11 protein-coding genes are annotated in these 20,775 nt (G+C 47.2%); 7 read left to right on the top strand and 4 right to left on the bottom strand.

All coding sequences use genetic code 11. The features are described from left to right. Positions 1-1,390, bottom strand: a 1,390-nt coding sequence (locus QUA44_RS02445; RefSeq protein ID WP_333247964.1) for a WD40 repeat domain-containing protein, incomplete at its 3' end; no start/stop codon positions are given. Continuing rightward, complete coding sequence (locus QUA44_RS02440; protein ID WP_333247962.1) at positions 1,387-3,450, bottom strand: ATP-binding protein; 2,064 nt, start codon at positions 3,448-3,450, stop codon at positions 1,387-1,389. The genes QUA44_RS02445 and QUA44_RS02440, both read right to left, overlap by 4 nt. A gap of 570 nt (positions 3,451-4,020) precedes the next feature. Between QUA44_RS02440 and QUA44_RS02435 the strand changes: the two genes are divergently transcribed. From QUA44_RS02435 to QUA44_RS02410, 6 genes are all read left to right on the top strand, one after another. Further along, positions 4,021-4,401 carry a photosystem I reaction center subunit IV gene (locus QUA44_RS02435; protein ID WP_333247960.1) on the top strand — a complete coding sequence of 127 codons (381 nt, stop codon included), beginning with the start codon at positions 4,021-4,023 and terminating at the stop codon, positions 4,399-4,401. A 2-nt stretch (positions 4,402-4,403) separates the two neighbouring features. Beyond that, a complete protein-coding gene (locus tag QUA44_RS02430) occupies positions 4,404-5,363 on the top strand; it encodes a DNA-formamidopyrimidine glycosylase (RefSeq protein WP_333247959.1) in 960 nt (319 codons plus the stop codon). A gap of 131 nt (positions 5,364-5,494) precedes the next feature. Next, complete coding sequence (locus QUA44_RS02425; protein WP_333247957.1) at positions 5,495-5,710, top strand: NAD(P)H-quinone oxidoreductase subunit O; 216 nt, start codon at positions 5,495-5,497, stop codon at positions 5,708-5,710. Between the two features lie 116 nt (positions 5,711-5,826). Further along, positions 5,827-6,780, top strand: a complete 954-nt coding sequence (mdh, locus tag QUA44_RS02420) for a malate dehydrogenase (RefSeq protein ID WP_333247955.1) — start codon at positions 5,827-5,829, stop codon at positions 6,778-6,780. A gap of 181 nt (positions 6,781-6,961) precedes the next feature. After that, on the top strand, positions 6,962-7,249 hold the full coding sequence (locus tag QUA44_RS02415; RefSeq protein WP_333309474.1) for an ATP-binding protein: 288 nt from the start codon (positions 6,962-6,964) through the stop codon (positions 7,247-7,249). 937 nt (positions 7,250-8,186) lie between these two features. Beyond that, positions 8,187-12,746, top strand: a complete 4,560-nt coding sequence (locus tag QUA44_RS02410) for a PAS domain S-box protein (RefSeq protein WP_333247951.1) — start codon at positions 8,187-8,189, stop codon at positions 12,744-12,746. 168 nt (positions 12,747-12,914) lie between these two features. On the opposite strand, the gene QUA44_RS02405 is transcribed toward QUA44_RS02410, so the two are convergent. Then, positions 12,915-16,865 carry an EAL domain-containing protein gene (locus QUA44_RS02405; protein WP_333309473.1) on the bottom strand — a complete coding sequence of 1,317 codons (3,951 nt, stop codon included), beginning with the start codon at positions 16,863-16,865 and terminating at the stop codon, positions 12,915-12,917. Positions 16,866-17,412: 547 nt separating this feature from the next. Between QUA44_RS02405 and acnB the strand changes: the two genes are divergently transcribed. Then, a complete protein-coding gene (gene acnB / locus QUA44_RS02400; protein WP_333247945.1) occupies positions 17,413-20,028 on the top strand; it encodes a bifunctional aconitate hydratase 2/2-methylisocitrate dehydratase in 2,616 nt (871 codons plus the stop codon). 108 nt (positions 20,029-20,136) lie between these two features. On the opposite strand, the gene QUA44_RS02395 is transcribed toward acnB, so the two are convergent. Further along, a partial coding sequence (locus QUA44_RS02395) for a transposase (RefSeq protein WP_333309470.1) occupies positions 20,137-20,775 on the bottom strand: 639 nt, incomplete at its 5' end.

The raw sequence follows: 20,775 nt of genomic DNA, 5'->3' as shown, positions 1-20,775 counted from the left end.
AAATCGCGGTTTTGCTGTCGGGCGCGATCGCCACTGCTTGTAACTGGCCACTATGACCCGTGAGAGTTTTCAGTTCCTGACCTGTCTCGGTGTCCCAGATTTTCAGGGTATTATCCCATGAAGCCGAAATCGCTGTTTTTCCGTCGGGTGCGATCGCCACTGCACTTATCCCGGAACTATGACCCGTGAGAGTTTTCAGTTCCTGACCTGTCTCGGTGTCCCAGATTTTTATGGTTTTATCATCGGAAGTCGAAATCGCTGTTTTACCGTCGGGTGCGATCGCCACTGCACTTACCCCGGAACTATGACCAGTGAGAGTTTTCAGTTCCTGACCTGTCTCGGTGTCCCAGATTTTCAGGGTTTTATCCCTTGAAGCGGAAATCGCGGTTTTTCCGTCGGGCGCGATCGCCGCTGCATATACCCAGTCACTATGACCCGTGAGAGTTTTCAGTTCCTGGCCTGTCTCGGTATCCCAGATTTTCAGGGTTTGATCCCTTGAAGCCAAAATCGCGGTTTTTCCGTCGGGCCCGATCGCCAGTGGATAGTCACTATGACACGTGAGAGTTTTCAGTTCCCGGCCTGTCTCGGTGTCCCAGATTTTCAGGGTATTATCCAAGGAAGTAGAAATCGCTGTTTTTCCGTCGGGTGCGATCGCCACTGCATTTACATAGCTAGTATGACCCATGAGGGTTCTAATTTCGGTGCCTGTCTCGGTGTCCCAGATTTTCAGGGTTTTATCATCTGAAGCGGAAATCGCTGTTTTGCCGTCTGGTGCGATCGCCACTGCTAGTACCGCGTTACTATGACCCGTGAGGGTGAAAAGTTCTCTGCCTGTTTTGGTGTCCCAGATTTTCAGGGTGTTATCCCTTGAACCGGAAATCGCAGTTTTGCCGTCTGGTGCGATCGCGACGGCTGCTACACAGCTATTATGACCGACAAGTGTCCGCAGTGCTCCTTCATTTGCCCGCTCTATATTAGCCTTCAAAGGCCTCAACCAAACACTATCTTTTGATTGCCTTCCTTGTTCCAGCAACCCCTGAATCTGGGGCATTTCAAAATCCATCAACCTCCCCAACAATTGCCCAGCCAATTGCGTGTTATCCCCATCCAAAACGTGCGCCGACTTCCGAATTGCCCCTTGAATCAATCTCAGAGTTTGACTTTGCCCCTCGGACAACAAAACATCAGAAACCCTCGCCAAATCGTAATCATCAATTAACGCTTGTACCCCCAAAAAATCCAGTTTCATCTCAATAAAACCGAAATCCATCAACCAAGCACAATAACGGTCAACCTTCCCCTGTTTCGCAAATCTCTTCGGTTGATACTTCAACAGCAAATCTCGATCTTCCTGACACTGCTGTGCCAACCACACACCTAATTCGCTCATATCGGCGCTCCTACTGTAGAGTTATCACTAATGTCATCATTAATATCTTCCAGTGTTAGTCCCGCCGACTGCACGGTTTCATCCGCTTCGAGAAACTGCCGAAAACTGTTGTGATAGATAGTGTATCGAGTTTCCTTCCCTACTTTCTCATGTCGCAAAAACGAATTCCATTTTCCGAGTACCTGCTGTACTTTTATAACATTGTTCTCGCGGGCAGATTTAGCCAACCAGCGACCAGAAACAGGTTCCTCTGCTTGCGACAGGAAATAGATAATCCTAACCTTCAATTCCAGCAGAGGATCGTTTTCCCTGCCCATGCCCATCATCTGTCCCCAGTGTTTTTGATAATATTCCTCCAAACCCGCTGGCAAATCATTTAAATTCACATCATTGTACGTGCCGCCTTCAATCTCATCAAGTACGTGGCGGAGGTAGATAAATTTCTTTTCGCTTTTTTGGGCTACCGCCGTCACAAACTGTTCCCGCTGCAAATTTCGACCCTTAATCCAATCCTGAATTAACTGGCTTCTCTCCGTGCGTTTTGCCAGATAAGCCTCGACATCTTTCTGACTTTCAGCACTGTATTTCATCAAATCAAAAACCGTCTTGTTAGCTGTCGGCATTGTCAGAAAATCCGGTCGCTTGGAAACAATAAAATAAACGTTGTCCGGCAAATCATTAGGCAAATACGAAACATTACTGTTGCTAGTTTGAGCCTTCCAATCAACTTCATCCAGCGCATCCACCACAAAAATTATTTTTTTGTCCTTGCTAGACTTAGCGCTGACTTCCTTCAGCAACTCGCCTAGAAAGTTGTTATTTTTCAGGGCATTTTCCGGCAGTCGCGGATACTTATCTTTAAGATTAAAACCTTCAATCAACTGAGTGCAAGCATTTTCCAAAAAAGTTTCAGCGCTGACAATCCCGTCCGGTTGCGAGTTGAAATGAGTAACGCAGCGGCGCTTCAACATCACCACACAGGCAGCCATAATCGCGCTTTTCCCAACACCCGGTTCCGCCTCCAAAACAAAATAGCCTTTTTGCTTTGTCCCCAGAAACTCATTAATTGCTTTAAACACAAATTTCCGACCGGTAAAGTCTTTAATTCTGTCCTGAATAATCGTCTCTGACTTAACAGGAATCGGCAAACTCGGCGCAGCAGGATCGATATATCTTTCCAGCAATGCCCTAATCTGCGCCAAATCGGATCGGATGCCAATTTCGATCGCCTCCAATTTCACCATCACTTGACAAATCTGCTGCTGAGTTGCCACCGCCTCCAACTTTTGCAGAATCTCCCCATTTTGCAGCCCCAAATCTCTCAATTCAGTCAAAGCAATTTGGTGAAGATTCAACAGCATGGCCGCAAACTTTTCGCCTCCCTTCGCCGCATCCAGTTTCAGCACTTCCCGGTAGACTTTCGGGAAAGTTGTGTACAGCTTGTCCGCCACAAATTCCACGATTTCCCCATCGAAGGATTTGCCCTCGCTGCGGGCAAATTCCTGCAGGAAACTTGCCCAATCTTCCGGTGTCAATCCCGTAACGCGATCGAACTCCTCGACATCCGCAGAAAAAATCTTGGTTAGCTGGTCTTCTGAAATCTGCAAACCCCTTGACAAGTCGGCTGTATTCGTGTTAATATCCAGCCAGTATTCGGGAGTCTTTTCGGCTAATTCATCTAAAGCCTGTTCTGGATAAGGCAAATTTTTGGTTTCGGCGATCGCAATTAATTCATCCGACTTCGCAACCTCTCTCAAAATATAGCCGATCGCCTCACCAGCCGCCTTAGTTAAATCATGATTGTCGAGAATATTCGGATTTTTGCTCAATCGATCCGTCATCCGATTTGCCAGTTCATCAGCGGCCATAGTCTCAGCGATACCACCGGCGATCGCTGCTAAGATGGAAATGCCTCCAAGTGCGATCGGGCCACCGATCATCCCCGCTGCTGCTTGAGTTCCCGGATTGGCGATCGCACTTGAAATAAGTTGCCCGACAGCCATCACCGCACTGCATCCAATTACCCTAACTTTAGTATTAGCTAAATCTACTAATGACATAATTTAAATACTTCTCATACTTTGCAATAGTTTAGCGCGATCGGATAATTAGTACAACGTTAATTAATCCGATTAACAAGGGAGACTTTGAATGCTCTTGTCCCCCCCTTCTTAAGGGGGGCTAGGGGGGATCTCCGGGTTTTTAACTGAAGACTGAAACCTCTATATCTCTCGTTTATATCGAAGTCTAGATCCCCCTAAATCCCCCTTAAGAAGGGGGACTTTGAGAATGCTTCCAGTCCACCCTTGTAGGGGCAGTGCCCCCGTCCCCGCCCTCTTGATTTGGACGATCTCCGGGTTCTCTTTCTCCCGCCACCCCACAAGAGCCGATTTGTAAACTTTTTTATCAACCCGATCGCACAGTTGTCATTTGATAGATAATATGAGGTTATTTATTTTTCCCTCCCCACAGTTCACACTATAAACAACTTTACTTTTCTTTACAAACCAGCAACCAAAACACAGCGCGGGAAACAATAATTTCGTTACAGACTTTAAATGCGACGCGCGATCGACTAAAGTAAAAAAAATGGCTTTATCCGTTTATTCATCGCCAAGGAAACAAAGCTCATGGTTCAACGCGGTTCAACAGTCCGGATTCTCCGCAAAGAATCCTTCTGGTATCAAGAAGTGGGCACCGTTGCTACGGTAGACCAAAGCGGCATTAAATACCCAGTAATCGTTCGCTTTAACACCGTCAATTATGCAGGCGTCAACACCAACAACTTCGCCCAAGGCGAATTAGTGGAAGTGGCAGCACCCAAAGCAAAAGCCAAAACAGCAACTCCAGTCGCTTCCGGCGGCAAGCAAACCACGCTCGACGAGAAAACCCGCAAAACCGGCAGCGGAGGAGCCCCCCAGCAGCCGAAAACTTCGACAGACAGCAAACCAGGCGCGGAAGTTCCCGGCAGCGTCGAAGGTTCGCCCAATCAAGGAACAGAACAGCGCTAATTGTGCCAGAACTGCCAGAAGTTGAAACTATTTGCCGGGGTTTGAATCAACTTACCCTCGATCGCGAAATTTTGGGCGGAGACGTGCTCTTACATAGCTCGATCGCCCGCTCAATCTCTGCGATCGATTTTTTGACAAAACTCAAAGGAAAGTCGATCGCATCTTGGTACAGGCGCGGCAAATACCTCCTGGCAGAACTATCGCAATCGAGAGGGGGAGAGCGGGAGAGGGGGAGAGGGGGAGAGTGGGAGAGTGGGGGAGGGACAGAATTCCTAACTCAAACTCCTAGTTCTTCCCTTGTCCCTTCTTCCTTCTCCCTTCTGCCTTCAAAAGCCGGCTGGTTGGGCGTTCACCTGCGGATGACAGGCCAATTGCTATGGGTAAACGGCGACGAACCCCTGCCAAAACACGCGCGAGTGCGGCTATATTTTGAAGGAAACCAAGAATTACGCTTTGTAGACCAACGCACCTTCGGTCAAATGTGGTACGTGCCCGCAGAAACCGAGGTTTCGAGCACAGTTACCGGCCTGAAAGTCCTAGGCCCCGAACCATTTTCCGACGAATTTACAACAGAATATTTGACCCGCAAGCTGCACCGGCGGGCGCGACCCATTAAAACAGCTTTGCTAGACCAGGCACTGGTAGCGGGTTTGGGCAATATTTACGCTGACGAAACTTTGTTTTTGTCGGGAGTGATGCCCACAACTCTGTGTGCGGATTTGACCGCAGAGCAAATAGGGCGTATCCATACAGCTATTATTCAAGTTTTACAGAAGGCGATCGAATCCGGTGGCACCACTTTTAGCAATTTTCTCAACGTCCAAGGTGTCAACGGCAACTACGGCGGCGTCGCTTGGGTGTATAATCGCGCTGGTCAACCCTGCCGCACTTGCTCCACAACCATCGAACGTATAAAATTAGCAGGGCGATCGACTCATTACTGCCCCGCCTGTCAGAAATAGGAAGTAGTCAGTAGTCAGTAGTCAGTAGTCAGTAGTCAACCGTCAACCGTCAACCGTCAACAGAAAGAAGTGCTGTCATGGCAAATCTAGATTAAAATTTGTATACTTTTATAAATTAAGAAGAGCAACTTATGGCAATCAAAAAAGGTAGCATAGTCCGCGCAATTCGCGAAAAATTGGAAAACAGTCTAGAAGCCCAAGCCAGCGATCCGCGCTTTTCCTCCTATATATTTGAAACAAAAGGCGAAGTGATGGATGTTCGCGGCGACTATGCCTTCGTCAAATTTGGCAAAGTACCCACCCCCAATATTTGGCTGCGGGTAGACCAACTCGAAGATTTTAAGTAACTCACCAAAACTAAACATCACTGTTCTTAATGTAGCGAAGGGTGCACACCACGCACCTTTCCCCAATTAAGCTGATTGCTAAAATCTAAAATCTAAAATCTAAAATTTAAAATCCAATGAATTCTCCATCAAACCGCGTATCAATTATTGGTGCAGGCAAAGTCGGCAGTACGTTAGCCCAGCGAATTGCTGAGAAAAATCTGGCAGATGTAGTATTGCTAGATATTGTGGAGGGTTGGCCGCAGGGCGTTGCTTTGGATTTGATGGAAGCTAGGGGAGTGGAACGCCACGATCGCCAAATTGTCGGTACAAACAATTATACAGATACAGCCAACTCAAATATCATTGTCATTGCCGCCGGCATCCCGCGCAAACCCGGTATCAATCGCGAAGATTTAATTAAAATTAATGCTGCAATTGTTACTGAAGCTGCAAAAAGCGCGATCGCCCATTCCCCCGAAGCAATCTTAATCACAGTAACAAATCCCCTAGATATTATGACTTATCTAGCGTGGGAAGCTACGGGTTTACCAAAACACCGAGTCATGGGTATGGCGGGAATTCTCGACTCCGCCCGCTTTCAAACTTTTATTGCTATGGAATTGGGCGTTTCAATCGCCGAAGTCAATGCAACTGTGCTCGGTTCCCACGGCGATTTGATGGTTCCTTTGCCGCGATATTCCACTGTCAACGGTATTCCCATCAATCAACTTATGGATGCTGGGGCGATCGATCGAATCGTACAGCGAACTCGCCACGGCGGCGCAGAAATTGTCACATTGATGAAGACTGGTAGTGCTTATTTTGCACCCGCATCTGCTGCCTGTTTGATGGTAGAATCTATTTTATTAAATCAGTCGCGACTCTTGCCTTGCTGCGTTTATTTGCACGGCGAATACGGCGTGCAAGATATCTTTTTAGGAGTCCCATCTCGCTTGGGATATCAGGGAGTCGAACAAATAGTCGAACTCGAACTCAGCGATACTGAAAGAGCTGCGTTTATCGAATCTGGCAAATTAGTTGCCCAAAATATTGAGGAAGCGAAGGCAATACTGAAAACGGCTTCTTAAGTTTGTAGCAATTCATTGATCATAGCAGCCTGCTCGCCACTTCAATATAATAATTTATATTGTACGACAGTGCGATCGCTCTGTCGGAAGTTTGCTTATCGGATTTCAACCGCGCTTTTATAAACAATATCATTGTTCATGCTTGTTAGGCTGTATTTTAAACGCCAAAAAATGAACTGCAATGAACCGATTGATAAACATAAAATTTACTCTAAAAAATTTGGTAAAAACGCAAAAACTGACAAAAGCAGTTCAACTTAGTCTGCGCGACAATACCATCAGAGTTTCTCTAGAAATTAAAGCAAAAATCTGCCATCTTTTCTTTACTACTAAACCAAAAGCAGAAGCAGTCGGTTTTGGCCGATCTCTCACTCGTGCTCGCATTGCCCAACAACACCGTGGCACTTTAAAGGTAGAAAGTGAAATGCGAGTTTATACGAAATTTATCATTACTTTGCCCAAACTTTAATCCTCGCGATCGCCCTTTCTATTGATCAAGCTTGAAAGACCTTTACTTTCGTCAAAAATGTGATACCGTAAATATTGGTATTATCTAAAATTTTTACACTTGTCAAAAATGGCAAAAATCGGGCAAAAAGTCTCCGCGCGTGCGAAGCTAGCTATCCCGAACGCGCTTGCGGGCCCGTTGCGGTATGGAATAGTCCTTGAGTTGAGCCAATTTAACCATAGCCTGCAACTACCTCAACTGTTTGACCGAAAACTAACCTCTGATTCGGTGAATTTTAATCAGTTTAAAAAATCTAATCCCTTGCATAAAAAAATGAGAAGGCAAGGAAAAATATCTCAAATTTTGGCTTACCCCAAAGGCTGTAAAAAATTTAATTTGGGAGAGATAAATCGAGCATTACTTAAAACTCTAGAAAAGGCGATCGCCTAAATTTAAACAAATTTTAATAGAGGCGAACCCAACAGGATATTCGATCGCCAAAACAAGGAAACCATTGATCGAGTTTGCGGTAATAATAAAAATGTGACAATTGCAACCGAAGGCGAGCCAAAAAAATGTCAAAATTAGTCAGAGACGCTCCTCCAGATCGCGCAATGGTACCGGGTTTCTTGTTTCCACTTTCGGAGATTTCCTGACTTAATTACGTTAATAAACCGGGTTTATGTGTACGTTTTGTTAGCATTATTCTCAATTATTGAGAATTAATGAAGTAGCATATTGTGCCACTTTTTCAGTAAATATACGGGAGCTAAGATGGCCGATCGACCTCCTAATCTCGAAAAAATACGGAAATGCAGCGTGAGTAGCTGCTAAGTGCTAGCAGAAGGAGGAGAATATGTTCTTTGCCTTTTTGAGTTACCAGGCTCAACTTGCAGATCGCTATTGAGATGCCATCAACCTCGATACCAAACCGCAAAATAACTAAAAAAACAGCATTATGTTTCATGCATACCTCTATCAAGAAGTAATCAACCTGCAGCAAAAGCTAATTCATCTAGAAAGACAAATGCAGTCTCAAACCTGGTTCAAAAAGCTGCAAGCGCTGATGGGAGTGATTAGCAAAATTCGCGAATCCCTAGACCTAGAAACAATATTCAAAATCACAGCCACCGAAGTCCGGCAACTCCTAAATGCCGATCGAGTCGCCGTCTACCGCTTCATTCCCGAATCCGACTGGAACGACGGCGAAGTAGTCTCAGAAGACGTACTGCCCCTATACAGCCCTTCCTTGGGCGCAAAAGTCCACGACCACTGCTTCGGCGAACAATTTGCAGCCAACTACGCCAAAGGATACGTTCAAGCAGTCACCGACATCTACAAAGCCCGGTTGAGCCCCTGTCACCTCAAAATTCTCAAGCGATTTCAAATCAGAGCAAACTTAGTCGTACCCCTACTGCAAGGGCAACATTTGTGGGGATTGCTGTGCATTCACCAGTGTGGCCAACCCCGCGAGTGGCAAGAAGACGAAATTGAATTTGCCAGACAAGTAGGCGACCATTTAGCAGTGGCAATTTCTCAGGCCGAACTGCACTTGCAAACCCAGAAACAAATCGCAGAAATCGAATTGGCGCAGCAGAAACTCCGCGAAAGCGAGCAAAAATATCAACAAATTCTCGACTCGATCGCCGATATGGTATTAGTCAAAGGCCCTCAATCAAAAATCGTCTGGGCAAATCAAGCCTTCCGCGACTATTACGGCATGAGTCAAGAGGAACTTCAAGGAATCGTAGACGCACCTTTCGCCGATCCCGACAATACCCTCCAGTACATCAAAGATGACGCCTTCGTATTTGAAACCGGACAAACCCTGCAAATTGCCGAAGAACCGGTGACACGCTACGACGGAGAAGTGCGGCTTTGGAGCACCGTCAAAACACCCATCCGCAATCAAGACGGCCAAATCACAATGACAGTCGGTGTCTCCCGCGACATGACGGAACGCAAAGCAGCAGAAGAAGCTGTCAAAGCCAGCGAAACCAAATACCGCAGCCTGGTAGAAACCTCTCAAGACATGATTTGGTCTGTCGATGCGACTGGACGCTACACCTTCGTCAACCCAGCAGTTAAGTATATCTACGGTTACGAACCAGCAGAAATGCTCGATCGGCCGTTCTCCGATTTTGTGACACCAGAACAAGCCCAGAAAGATTTAGCAGTTTTCGCCCGCCTGGTGGCCGGAGAATCAGTTTTCCAGTATGAAACCACCCACATCGCCAAAGACGGCAGCATCAAACATTTGATGTTCAATGCGATCGCCCTGTACGACGAAACCGGAAACTTCCTCGGCACAACAGGTACAGCCACCGACATTACCGCTCGCAAGCGCGCCGAAGCAGCATTGCAACACGCCAACGCCGAACTAGAACGCAGAGTTGAAGCCCGCACCGCCGAACTGCGCCAGACTTTTGCCGCCCTCAGCGCCAGCGAAGCCAAGTTTCGGACGATCGCAGCTACCATCCCCGGAGCCCTGTTCCAATTTTGCAGCAGAGAGGGAGAGTGGAGAGTTGACTATATCAGCGATCGCATCGAAGATATCGCCGGCATCACCGCAGCAGAAATGATGCAAGACATCACCTCCTTCATTTCCCGCGTCCACCCCGAAGACTTGGAAACCTACATCGCTTCCGTCACCGAAGCCGTCGACAATCTCTCTCCCTGGCACTACGAAGGGCGGTTAGTCAAGCCCGACGGTGAGATTCGCTGGTGGCAGAGCGACTCCATCCCCACCCGCAGCGAGAACGGCGAAATCGTATTTTGTGGCGTCACGCTCGACATTACCGATCGCAAAGTTGCCGAAACCGCCATCCGCGACAGCCAGCGGCAACTACAAGAAGCCCAGAGACTCGCCCACGTCGGTAATTGGGAATTCAACCCAGCCACGGAAACCGTCACTTGGTCGGAAGAACTCTTCCGCATCTTTGGGTTCGAACCGGCTGCGGCTGCGCCCAGCGTAGAGCAGCAACTCTCTTGGTGTCATCCAGAAGATTTGGAATTGTGGCAAACGCAAGTACAGCAGAGCATTGAATTCGGCATTCCCTACGATTTTGATCACCGGTTTTATCGTCCCGATGGCACATTACGGTACATCAATGCTTTGGGTCAAGCTGAAACCGATGCCAATGGCAAGGTGGTAAAATTGTTCGGCACGGCGCTCGACATTACCGATCGCAAAGCCGCCGAAGCAGCCCTGCGGCAAGCAGCAACCGAGTTGGAAGACAGAGTGAGCGATCGCACCGCCGAACTTTCCCAAGCAGTCACTCAGTTAGAACAAGAAATTGGCGATCGCAAACAGGCAGAAGCAGCGGTGCAAGTTTCCGAGCAAAACCTGCGAACCATATTTAACAATGTCTACGATGCAATCTTCATTCAAGACTTAGAAGGTAACATTCTTGATGTCAACAATCGAATGTTAGAAATGTATGGAGTTAGTCGGGAACAAGCAATGAAATCATCAATTACGAAGGACTATTCAAGTGACGAAAATCCTATTCAACTAATGAGAGAACTTTGGGAAAAAGTATTGTCAGGCGAAAGCACCCGTATCGAATGGAAAGCTAAACGTCCCAACGATCGTTCCACCTTTGATGCAGAAATTGCTGTGTCAAGAATTCATCTCAACGGCAATCTCAGCGTCATTGCCAACGTGCGAGATATTAGCGATCGCAAAGCGGCGGAAGCAGAACTGAAACACACTCAAAACTTTATGGAATCAGTGCTCAACACCATACCCGTAGCAGTGCTTGCCAAGGAAGCCAAAGAACTGCGATTTGTACTGTGGAACCCAGCAGCCGAAGACTTGCTCGGTTTCAGCGCAGCAGAAGTTACGGGCAAAAATGATTTCGACCTTTTTCCCACAGAACAAGCTCATGTTTTCACCGCCAAAGATCGAGAAGTTCTCCACAACGGGCAAACTGTAGAAATCAGCGAAGAAGAGATTGAAACAGGTCAAGGAGAATTGCGTATATTTCATACTAAAAAAACATCAATACTTGATGCTGACGGCCAACCGCAATATCTATTAGCTGTCACCGAAGACATTACCGATCGCAAGCTAGCAGAAATTGCCTTGAAGCAATCAGCAGCCCAACTCAAGCAGCAAGCAGATAGAGAAAAATTGCTCAACATTCTCACAGCTCAAATCCGCAATTCCCTCGACTTCGACAGCATTGTTACAGTCGCAGTTGAGGAAATTCGCGCTTTCCTGAAGATCGAGCGCTGCAATTTTGCCTGGTACCGCGACGGCGGAGACCAGCCTTGCTGGGAGATAATTAAAGAATCTCGCCTCCCCGAACTTCCCGATTTAACAGGCTGCTATCAACCTTCCGATTTCGGTCTGATTGGACAACAAATCTTGCAGATGGAAATGCTGCGAGTGGATGATGTCGAAACAGTCGCCGATCCTGTGTGGAAACAAACCGTTGGAGCGATGGGCTACCAATCTGTATTAATCATCCCCATGCAGGCGCTTTCCGGGGTAATAAGTGCAGTTAGCTGCTGCAACAGCAGTTCTGTGCGGCCTTGGAGCGACAGCGAAGTTGAATTGTTGCAAGGGATTTCAGTTCAATTGGCGATCGCCCTCAACCAAGCCGATCTTTACACCCAAACTCGCAATAAAGCTCACGAATTAGAGCAAACATTACAGCAATTAACCAACACTCAATCGCAGTTAATTCAAAGCGAAAAAATGTCATCTCTCGGTCAACTCGTCGCAGGAGTTGCCCACGAAATCAACAACCCAGTTAACTTTATTTACGGCAATCTCACCCATGCCAACGACTATACTCAAGACTTGCTTAACTTGCTCGAACTTTACGAAAACCACTATCCTGTTCCTGTTGCAGAGATTCAAAATGAAATAGAAAATATTGAACTAGAATTTCTGAGAGAAGACTTGCCAAAGTTGCTTGTTTCGATGAAAGTCGGTGCCGATCGCATTCAACAAATCGTTGCTTCTCTCCGCACCTTCTCCCGCATGGATGAAGCGGAAATGAAAGCAGTAAATATTCATGACGGCATAGATAGCACTCTGATGATTTTGCAGCATCGCTTCAAAGCTAAACACAATCATCCAGAAATTGAAGTGATTAAAGAATACGCTCAACTGCCCTTAGTAGAATGTTATGCCGGACAGTTAAATCAAGTATTTATGAACATCTTGAGCAATGCTTTGGATGCTTTGGAAGAACGGGATCTGCGCCGTTCTGCTGAGGAAATGCGGCAACAGCCCAGCAACATCCGCATCCGCACTGAAATATCGCCAGCCGGCAAGGTAATCATTCGGATTACTGACAACGGGCCGGGAATACCGGAGACTGTCGGCACTCGGCTTTTTGACCCGTTTTTTACCACTAAACCTGTGGGTAAAGGCACTGGGATGGGCTTGTCGATTAGCTATCAAATTGTTACAGACAGACACAACGGGTCGCTCAAATGCACTTCTTCGCCGGGACAGGGTGCAGAATTTGCGATCGAGATTCCGCTGAAAACTAATTGCTAATTGCTAATTGCTAATTGGGAATTGGGAATTGGGAATTGGAAATTGGAAATTGATGATTTTATCCCGATTCCTTCTGCCTTCTTCCTCTTTCCTTCTAGCCGTTAAATCCCGTACACTGTAACGGAATCCGAACTTCCTTTTTCCTTCAAAATCCATCCGTTAAATCCGTTAAATCCCGTACATTGCTCGTTGCCGAACTTCCTTCTGATTGCTCAATATTTCAGTCATCGTTAAACTGTCCAAAGGTTTAGAAAACCAATATCCCTGAGCTAATTCGCAGCCTAGTTCCCGAAGCTGTGCTAACTGTTCGGCTGTCTCAATGCCTTCGGCGATCGCATTTAATCCCAAATTATGAGCCAAAGTTACAATCGCCCCCACAATCTGCAAAGGCTGACCCCCGCCGTCACCGTTTTCGATGGCCCCCAACCGACTCACAAAAGATCGATCGATCTTCAGCGTATCCAGCGGAAAACGGTGCAAGTAACTCAAAGACGAATAGCCTGTACCAAAATCGTCGATCGACAATCGAATATTTCTATCTTTTAATTGGGCGAGCACAATATTGGCCTTCATCACATTTTCCACGATCGCGCTTTCAGTAATCTCCAATTTTAAACAGCTCGGATCGCAGCCAGTTTCTGCTAAAATTTTATCGATTTCCTCGATTAAATTCGGCATACCTAACTGTTTAGGAGAGAGATTGACGCTCATTGTTAATTGCGAAGGGTCAATAATTGGTAACTGGTAATTGGGAATTGGTAATTGATGATTTGTCACAGATAATTGATGATTTGTCACAGATAATTGATGATTTGTCACAGATAATTGATGATTTGTCACAGATAATTTTTTCCCTCTTCCCTCTTCCCTCTTCCCTCTTCCTTCTTGCTTCTTCCCTCTTCCTTCTTCCTTCTTCCTTCTTCCTTCTTCCATCAACATTTCTTGCCAAATCCGCAATTGCTGACAAGCTTCCCGCAACACCCAGGCTCCCAGAGGCACGATCAAACCGGTTTCTTCAGCTACAGGAATAAAACTAGAAGGCGGCACTAGACCCCGAACCGGGTGCTGCCAGCGCACCAAAGCCTCAAAACCCTCGATCGCGCCGCTGGCGATCGAAATAATCGGTTGGTAGTGCACAATAAAGTGCGAACATTGATCCTTGCTCTCTCCTAATTCCTGCTTGCCCAAAATAGCCATACGCAAGTCATTTTCTAACTGCAACAGCGACATAGTTTGGTCGTGCATCGCCAAATTAAACACCTCGTGGCGGGCCTTGCCCAAGGCTTTAGCGCGGTACATAGCAATGTCAGCATCGCGCAGGAATTCTTCCGGGTGAGTGTACAGATTCAATGCGTCGCTGTGGGCTGCTGCGACTTCGCCTTGACTGAAAACAATGCCAATGCTAGCGGTGGTAAATACTTCGTGCCCTTCGATATGAAACGGTAAAGTCAATTCAGTTTGTATTCTGTTAGCTGCTTCGGTGGCGTCGCTGAGACTCTGAATGTGGTCTAGCAGGATGGTGAATTCGTCTCCCCCCAGCCGCGCGACGGTATCAGAAGCCCGCACGCAGGTTAGCAGCCGATCCGCGAGGGCGACTAGCAGTTTGTCTCCTAGAATGTGTCCTAAAGAATCATTAACTACTTTGAAGCGGTCTAAATCTAGGAAAAGTAAACCAAATTTATAATCGGGGGACTGATTGGATCGGCGGATGGCTTGTCCTAGCCTGTCGATGAACAAAACGCGGTTCGGCAAACCCGTCAGCGCGTCGTGAAAAGCGCCGTGCAGCAGTTGCCGTTCTACTCGCTTGCGCTCGGTGACATCTCTGATAATAATTTGGGCGGCGGCTGAGCCTTGATAAGTAGCAGGGATGCCCGCAACTTCAACGTCGATTATTTGTCCGTCAAGCCGCATTAGTTTTTCTTCGGCAAGCTCGATCGGCTGATTTTCTTCCTCGACTTGCGTCATGCGCTCTCTGGCTTTTTCGACATAGTTTGGATGAACGAAATTCAATACCGGAAAGCCGATGAGCTCTGCCGGAGAGCTAGCGCCCAGGAGTTTAGCGCCGGCGGCATTGATGTAGGCAATTTTCCCTTGAATGTAAACGGCGATCGCTTCGGGAGAGAGTTCTACTAAACGGCGATAGCGTTCTTCACTCTCTTTGAGAGATACTATCAACTCGCATCGCTCTTTTTCAGCCTGCTGGCGTTCGATTTCCATTTGGTGAACCGCCAGAATTTTACCGATGCTTTGAGCCATCAATTCTATGATTTCTATTTCTTGGTACTCAAATTGTTTTTTCTTGATTTCTCGCGAACTAAAACTTAATATACCGTAAGTTTTATTGTTAACAAATATCGGCGTTCCAATGTAAGATTCTGAGTGACATTGTTTATAAGCTGGATGTTCGCGCATCTCTATTTCTGCTCCCACATGAGAATAGAAAATAGTTTTATTGGATTTAATTACTGCAGCGCAGTAAGTATCGCTGAGGTTCAATTCTAGCCCTCGCACGAAGTATCCTATATCGGATTTTGCTGCCCGCACAATAAAAACTTCATCCTGAACTTCAGCCATGATTCCAATAGAAAGTCCAAAGATTAAACAGCCTGCTGTTAAATAATCTTCAACCAGCTCTTGAAAATTTTGATAATGATAAGTGGTAATCCGGTGCAGGTGTTTGAGATTAGCGGTGAAAGCTGCTAAAGCTTGAGAATTTAAAAATAATTCTGCTTCCGCTCGCTGGCGGTCGGTAATGTCTGTTTGCACTCCAATAAAGTGGGTTAAGTGTCGCCGCGAGTTGTGCACCGGAGCGATCGACAGTTCGTGCCAAAAAGGCGTGCCGTCTTTCCGAAAGTTACGCAGGATAACTTGGCATTCTCTGCCTTCTTCAATTGCCCTTCGCAATAGTTTAGCAGAGGCGGTGTCCGTGTCGTTGCCCTGCAAAAATCGGCAATTTTTCCCCATTAATTCGTCTCTGCGATAACCCGTAATCCGCTCAAAACTGGGATTGACATAAATAATCGGATTATCTGTAACCGTCGCGTCGGTGATGGCAATGCCGTTGCTGCAACTTTCGATCGCCCGTTCCATCATTTGCAAGCGCTCTTGCGATCGAATCCGCTCGATCGCCGCAGCTAACACGTTGGCGATCGCTTCTACAAAATAAACGTCATCTTGGCTGAAAACCCGCCTTTGGCTGGTGTGAACCCCCAAAATGCCCCAAGCCTGCGTCGCAGAAGTGTCCGCTGGTTCTGCTTGTCCCAAGAAACTCTCCAGTCCCCGATTGCCGGGAACGATGACAGTGACGCCGCTCACAGCCCGGTGGTTGTGCAGCAGCGGCAACTCGCTAAAACGGGTTTCCACCCGCAAATCTTCGACAATCGTGGCTTTGCCAACTAGCAACGTGTAACCAGCTTGCGATCGGGCAGAAGCCGCAACAGTGGCTTTGCCGACAAGGCCCGGCTGCCAGCCAACCCCCGCTCGCAACAAAAAAGCATGGCCCGAGGGCAACAGTTCCAACAACTGACAATAATCAACATCCAAGGTTTGAGCAATTAACACCGCAGCTTTGTCCATCAGTGCAGACAAATCTGTTTCCGCCAATGCCTGCTGCCCCAAGTAAGCGACGGCCGCTTGCTGGCGGGCGCGCAAATGGATTGAGGCGAGCAATTCCTGCTCCTTGGCGGCTGCTCGCTTGCGATCGCTAATGTCACAGAACACCGACAGCACGGATTTTTCCGACAGCAATGTCAAATACCGCATCGATACACTTGCCCAAAACAGCGTGCCGTCAGCTTTTTTGAGGCGAACTTCTATCTCGCGGACTTGTCCGTTGCGGGCGAGCACATCCAGCAGTTCGTGGCGCTGTGCGGGGTTGCTGTATAGTGTGGAGGCTTTTTTGCCGTCGATTTCAAATTCTTTGAACCCGAAAACCTGATGGCATAAATCGTTACTATAAAGAATTGTGCCCTCAACCAAACTGCTGATGATCGTAGGCATCGGCATCGAATTGGCGATCGTCAGCAATAATTCTTGAGTTCCTTGCAGCTCTTGGTACAAGTCTGCCTTGGCAGCCGAACCCTGACAATCTTCACAGTTTTCAGGGATAAAACTTTCCATTTTTTAATATATCCATTTCTGCGTAAAAAATTAAGCTTGTATTCAGTTGACAGTTGACAGTTGACAGTGGATAGTTGACAGTTGACAGTTGACAGTTGACAGTTGACAGTTGACAGTTGACAGTTGACAGTTGACAGCCTTACCCCTCGCTTAGAGAAGGGTTGAGGGCTACCTCTACCTAAAAGGAAGAGGATAGTCGTAATGAATAATCTTCTTTTAATTTCTAGCTAAAAGGGAGAAGCTTTCAACCAATTCTTTCTGGTAGCTAACGATTTGAGATGATCCGGGGCGATCGACAGTACCCCCGCCACATTAATTTTAACCAGAATAATGTAATTCAACGCCCGAAAACTTCTCGGCTGGAGTTTAAGTGTCGCTCCAGATACAGATAAAATCTGTCTTTAGTATGAAAATCTACTGTTTTTAAAGTTGCGTTAAGTTTTTATAAGATCGGGTGCTTTGCCAAAAGTGCAGCGCCAGCTCCTAATCTAAAGAGTAAAGTCACTTGCTGGCAAACCATCGAATAATATCCGAAGAGAGAAGAGAAATGCTTGAATCTTACCGCCGTAACGCTGCCGAACGTGCCGCACAGGGAATTCCACCGCTGCCGCTAGATGCCCAGCAAACCTCAGAACTCTGCGAATTGCTCAAAAATCCGCCGCCTGGGGAAGAAGAAGCCTTGGTAGAATTATTGCGCGATCGCGTCCCCCCAGGCGTAGACAGCGCCGCCTACGTCAAAGCAGGTTTTCTGACCGGCATTGCCAAAGGCGAAATCCACAGCCCCCTAATTGCTCCCAAATGGGCAGTTTACCTGTTGGGGACAATGATGGGCGGTTACAACGTCCAATCTTTAATCGATTTACTCAATCCCACTGCCGAAATCGCGATTCCCGCCACCGCAGCCCGCGCATTGAGCAAAACGCTGTTAGTATTTGACGCTTTTCACGACATTCTCGCCCTGTCGGATACCAATCCCTACGCCAAGCAAGTCATAGATTCTTGGGCTGATGCCGAGTGGTTTACCGGCCGGCCCCAACTAGCCGAAGCCATTACCGTTACAGTCTTCAAAGTCCCCGGAGAAACCAATACCGATGACTTGTCTCCGGCTCCTCAAGCTACCACGCGGCCGGACATTCCCCTGCACGCTTTAGCGATGCTGGAAAGTAAGATGCCCCAAGCTCTGGAAACGATCGCCCAATTGAAGCAAAAAGGCCATCCCGTAGCCTACGTTGGCGATGTTGTCGGCACCGGTTCCTCGCGCAAATCAGCGATTAACTCAGTGCTGTGGCACATTGGCAACGATATTCCGTTTGTGCCAAACAAGCGCAGCGGCGGATATATTTTGGGAAGTGCGATCGCCCCGATTTTCTTCAATACCGCTGAAGATTCCGGCGCATTGCCGATCGAATGCGATGTCAGCAAAATGGAAACCGGAATGGTAATCACCATCCATCCCTACAAAGGAGAAATCACCAACGAAGCCGGAGAAATCATCTCCACCTTCACCCTCAAACCCGACACAATTATAGACGAAGTTCGCGCCGGCGGTCGCATTCCCCTATTAATCGGACGCACCTTAACCGACAAAACCCGCGAAGCTTTAGGAGTAGGAATTAGCCCAATTTTCACCCGTCCAACAATTCCCGCCGACACAGGTAAAGGCTTCACCTTAGCCCAAAAAATGGTAGGGAAAGCCTGCGGTTTAACAGGCGTGCGTCCCGGTACATCTTGCGAACCGTTAATGACCACAGTCGGTTCCCAAGACACCACAGGCCCGATGACTCGCGACGAATTAAAAGAACTTGCTTGTTTGGGATTTAGCGCCGATTTGGTAATTCAAAGTTTCTGCCACACCGCCGCCTATCCGAAACCTGTTGATGTCAAAACTCACCACGAATTGCCCGATTTTATGGCACAGCGGGCGGGCATAGCTTTGCGTCCCGGAGACGGCATTATTCACTCTTGGCTAAACCGGATGTTATTGCCAGATACAGTAGGAACCGGCGGCGATTCTCACACACGTTTTCCTTTAGGAATTTCCTTTCCTGCGGGTTCGGGATTGGTGGCATTTGCTGCCGCCTTGGGCGTGATGCCTTTGGATATGCCGGAATCTGTTTTAGTGCGCTTCAAAGGAGAATTGCAGCCGGGAGTAACCCTGCGGGATGTGGTGAATGCAATTCCCTACGTGGCGATTCAAAAAGGTTTGCTGACAGTCTCAAAACAGAATAAGAAAAACGTCTTTTCGGGGCGGATCATGGAAATTGAAGGTTTGCCCGATTTGAAGGTCGAGCAGGCGTTTGAATTGACTGATGCCTCTGCCGAGCGTTCCTGCGCCGGATGCACGATTAAATTGAGCGTGGAGACTGTTTCTGAGTACATTCGCTCCAACGTCGCGCTGCTGAAAAACATGGTAGCGCGGGGCTATGAAGATGCGCGGACGATGATGCGCCGGGTGGCGAAGATGGAGGAATGGCTGGCTAATCCGGTGCTGCTAGAAGCTGATGCTGATGCGGAGTATGTTGAAATCATCGAGATCGATCTGAACGAGATTGTTGAACCTATTGTGGCTGCACCGAATGACCCGGATAATGTGAAGCTGTTGAGTGAGGTTGCGGGCGATCGGGTTGACGAAGTATTTGTCGGTTCCTGCATGACAAATATCGGCCACTACCGCGCCACTGCGAAGGTGTTGGAAGGTGCAGGGGAAGTTAAAACTCGCCTATGGATTTGTCCGCCAACTCGGATGGACGAACAACAACTAAAAGAAGAAGGTTATTACAGCATTTTTGGAGCGGCTGGAGCGCGCACGGAAATGCCGGGATGCAGTCTTTGTATGGGCAATCAAGCGCGGGTAAAAGATGCCACAACGGTTTTTTCAACTTCTACTCGCAACTTCAACAACCGGATGGGCAAAGATGCACAAGTTTATCTCGGTTCGGCGGAATTAGCTGCTGTTTGTTCGCTGTTGGGTCGAATTCCCACAGTTGAAGAATACCAGGAAATTGTGGCGAAGAGAATCGATCCTTTTGCTGGCGATTTGTATCGATATTTAAATTTCGATCAAATTGCTGGTTTTGAGGATGAAGGGCGAGTGATTGCTGTGGAAGATATGCCGCGCATTGAGGATATTTTGGGGATTCCTGAAGGTGTGTTGAGCAAGTAAATAAAAGGCGGGCAATTGCCCGCCTTTTGTTTATATAGGGCTTGCTGAATAAGTTCGAAAAAATCGCGTAGGCGAAGCCAGCCGCAGGCATCGCACTTGATGGGCAATTCAAGCTCGGCGAAACATAAATTTTTGTTGACTATAACTTGCCCAGTTATAGCTTTTAATAATCATTAAACCGTAAATAGGTGTGATTTTCGGTTTGTGACATAAAAACACACAAAAAACCCGTCTTAACCAGGTAGAAAGGTTGATTACTAAAAAAGTAATAGCAATGGCTGTTTGTGAAGTATTATCAAGTTTTGCCATGACTCGATTCAGGCTAAATCTTCGTTTTCCTTGTCCAAATTTTCCTTCAATCGCATTTCTAATTCTTTCATCTTCTAAGGCTTGTTTTTTTGTTTCTTTACTCACATTTGCTGGTGGCCTTCCTAGCGGAGACCCACTCATTCTAATTCCTCTTTCTTTACACCAGGCTCGGTTTTCTCTGGTTCGATAAATCCGATCGGCATGGACTGATTCTGGATAGTATCCTGTGTAACTTTTAAAAGCTTCTATTTGGGCTTTTAAGTCTCCCGATTCGTTAAAGTTATCCCAACTTATCCGGTCTAAAAATACATATCCTTCAAAGCAACTCGCTGATAGTTTTGCTCCAAACTCTACGGGTTTACCTGCTTTTCCTCTCACAATTGGACGGATGTGGGGTTGGCTTAAACTTACTATTCTGTCCTCTATACTCTGTTTGTT

Source organism: Microcoleus sp. N9_A2 (assembly GCF_036701775.1).
Classification (GTDB): domain Bacteria; phylum Cyanobacteriota; class Cyanobacteriia; order Cyanobacteriales; family Microcoleaceae; genus Microcoleus.
This window is presented reverse-complemented; position numbering and strand designations above follow the sequence as displayed.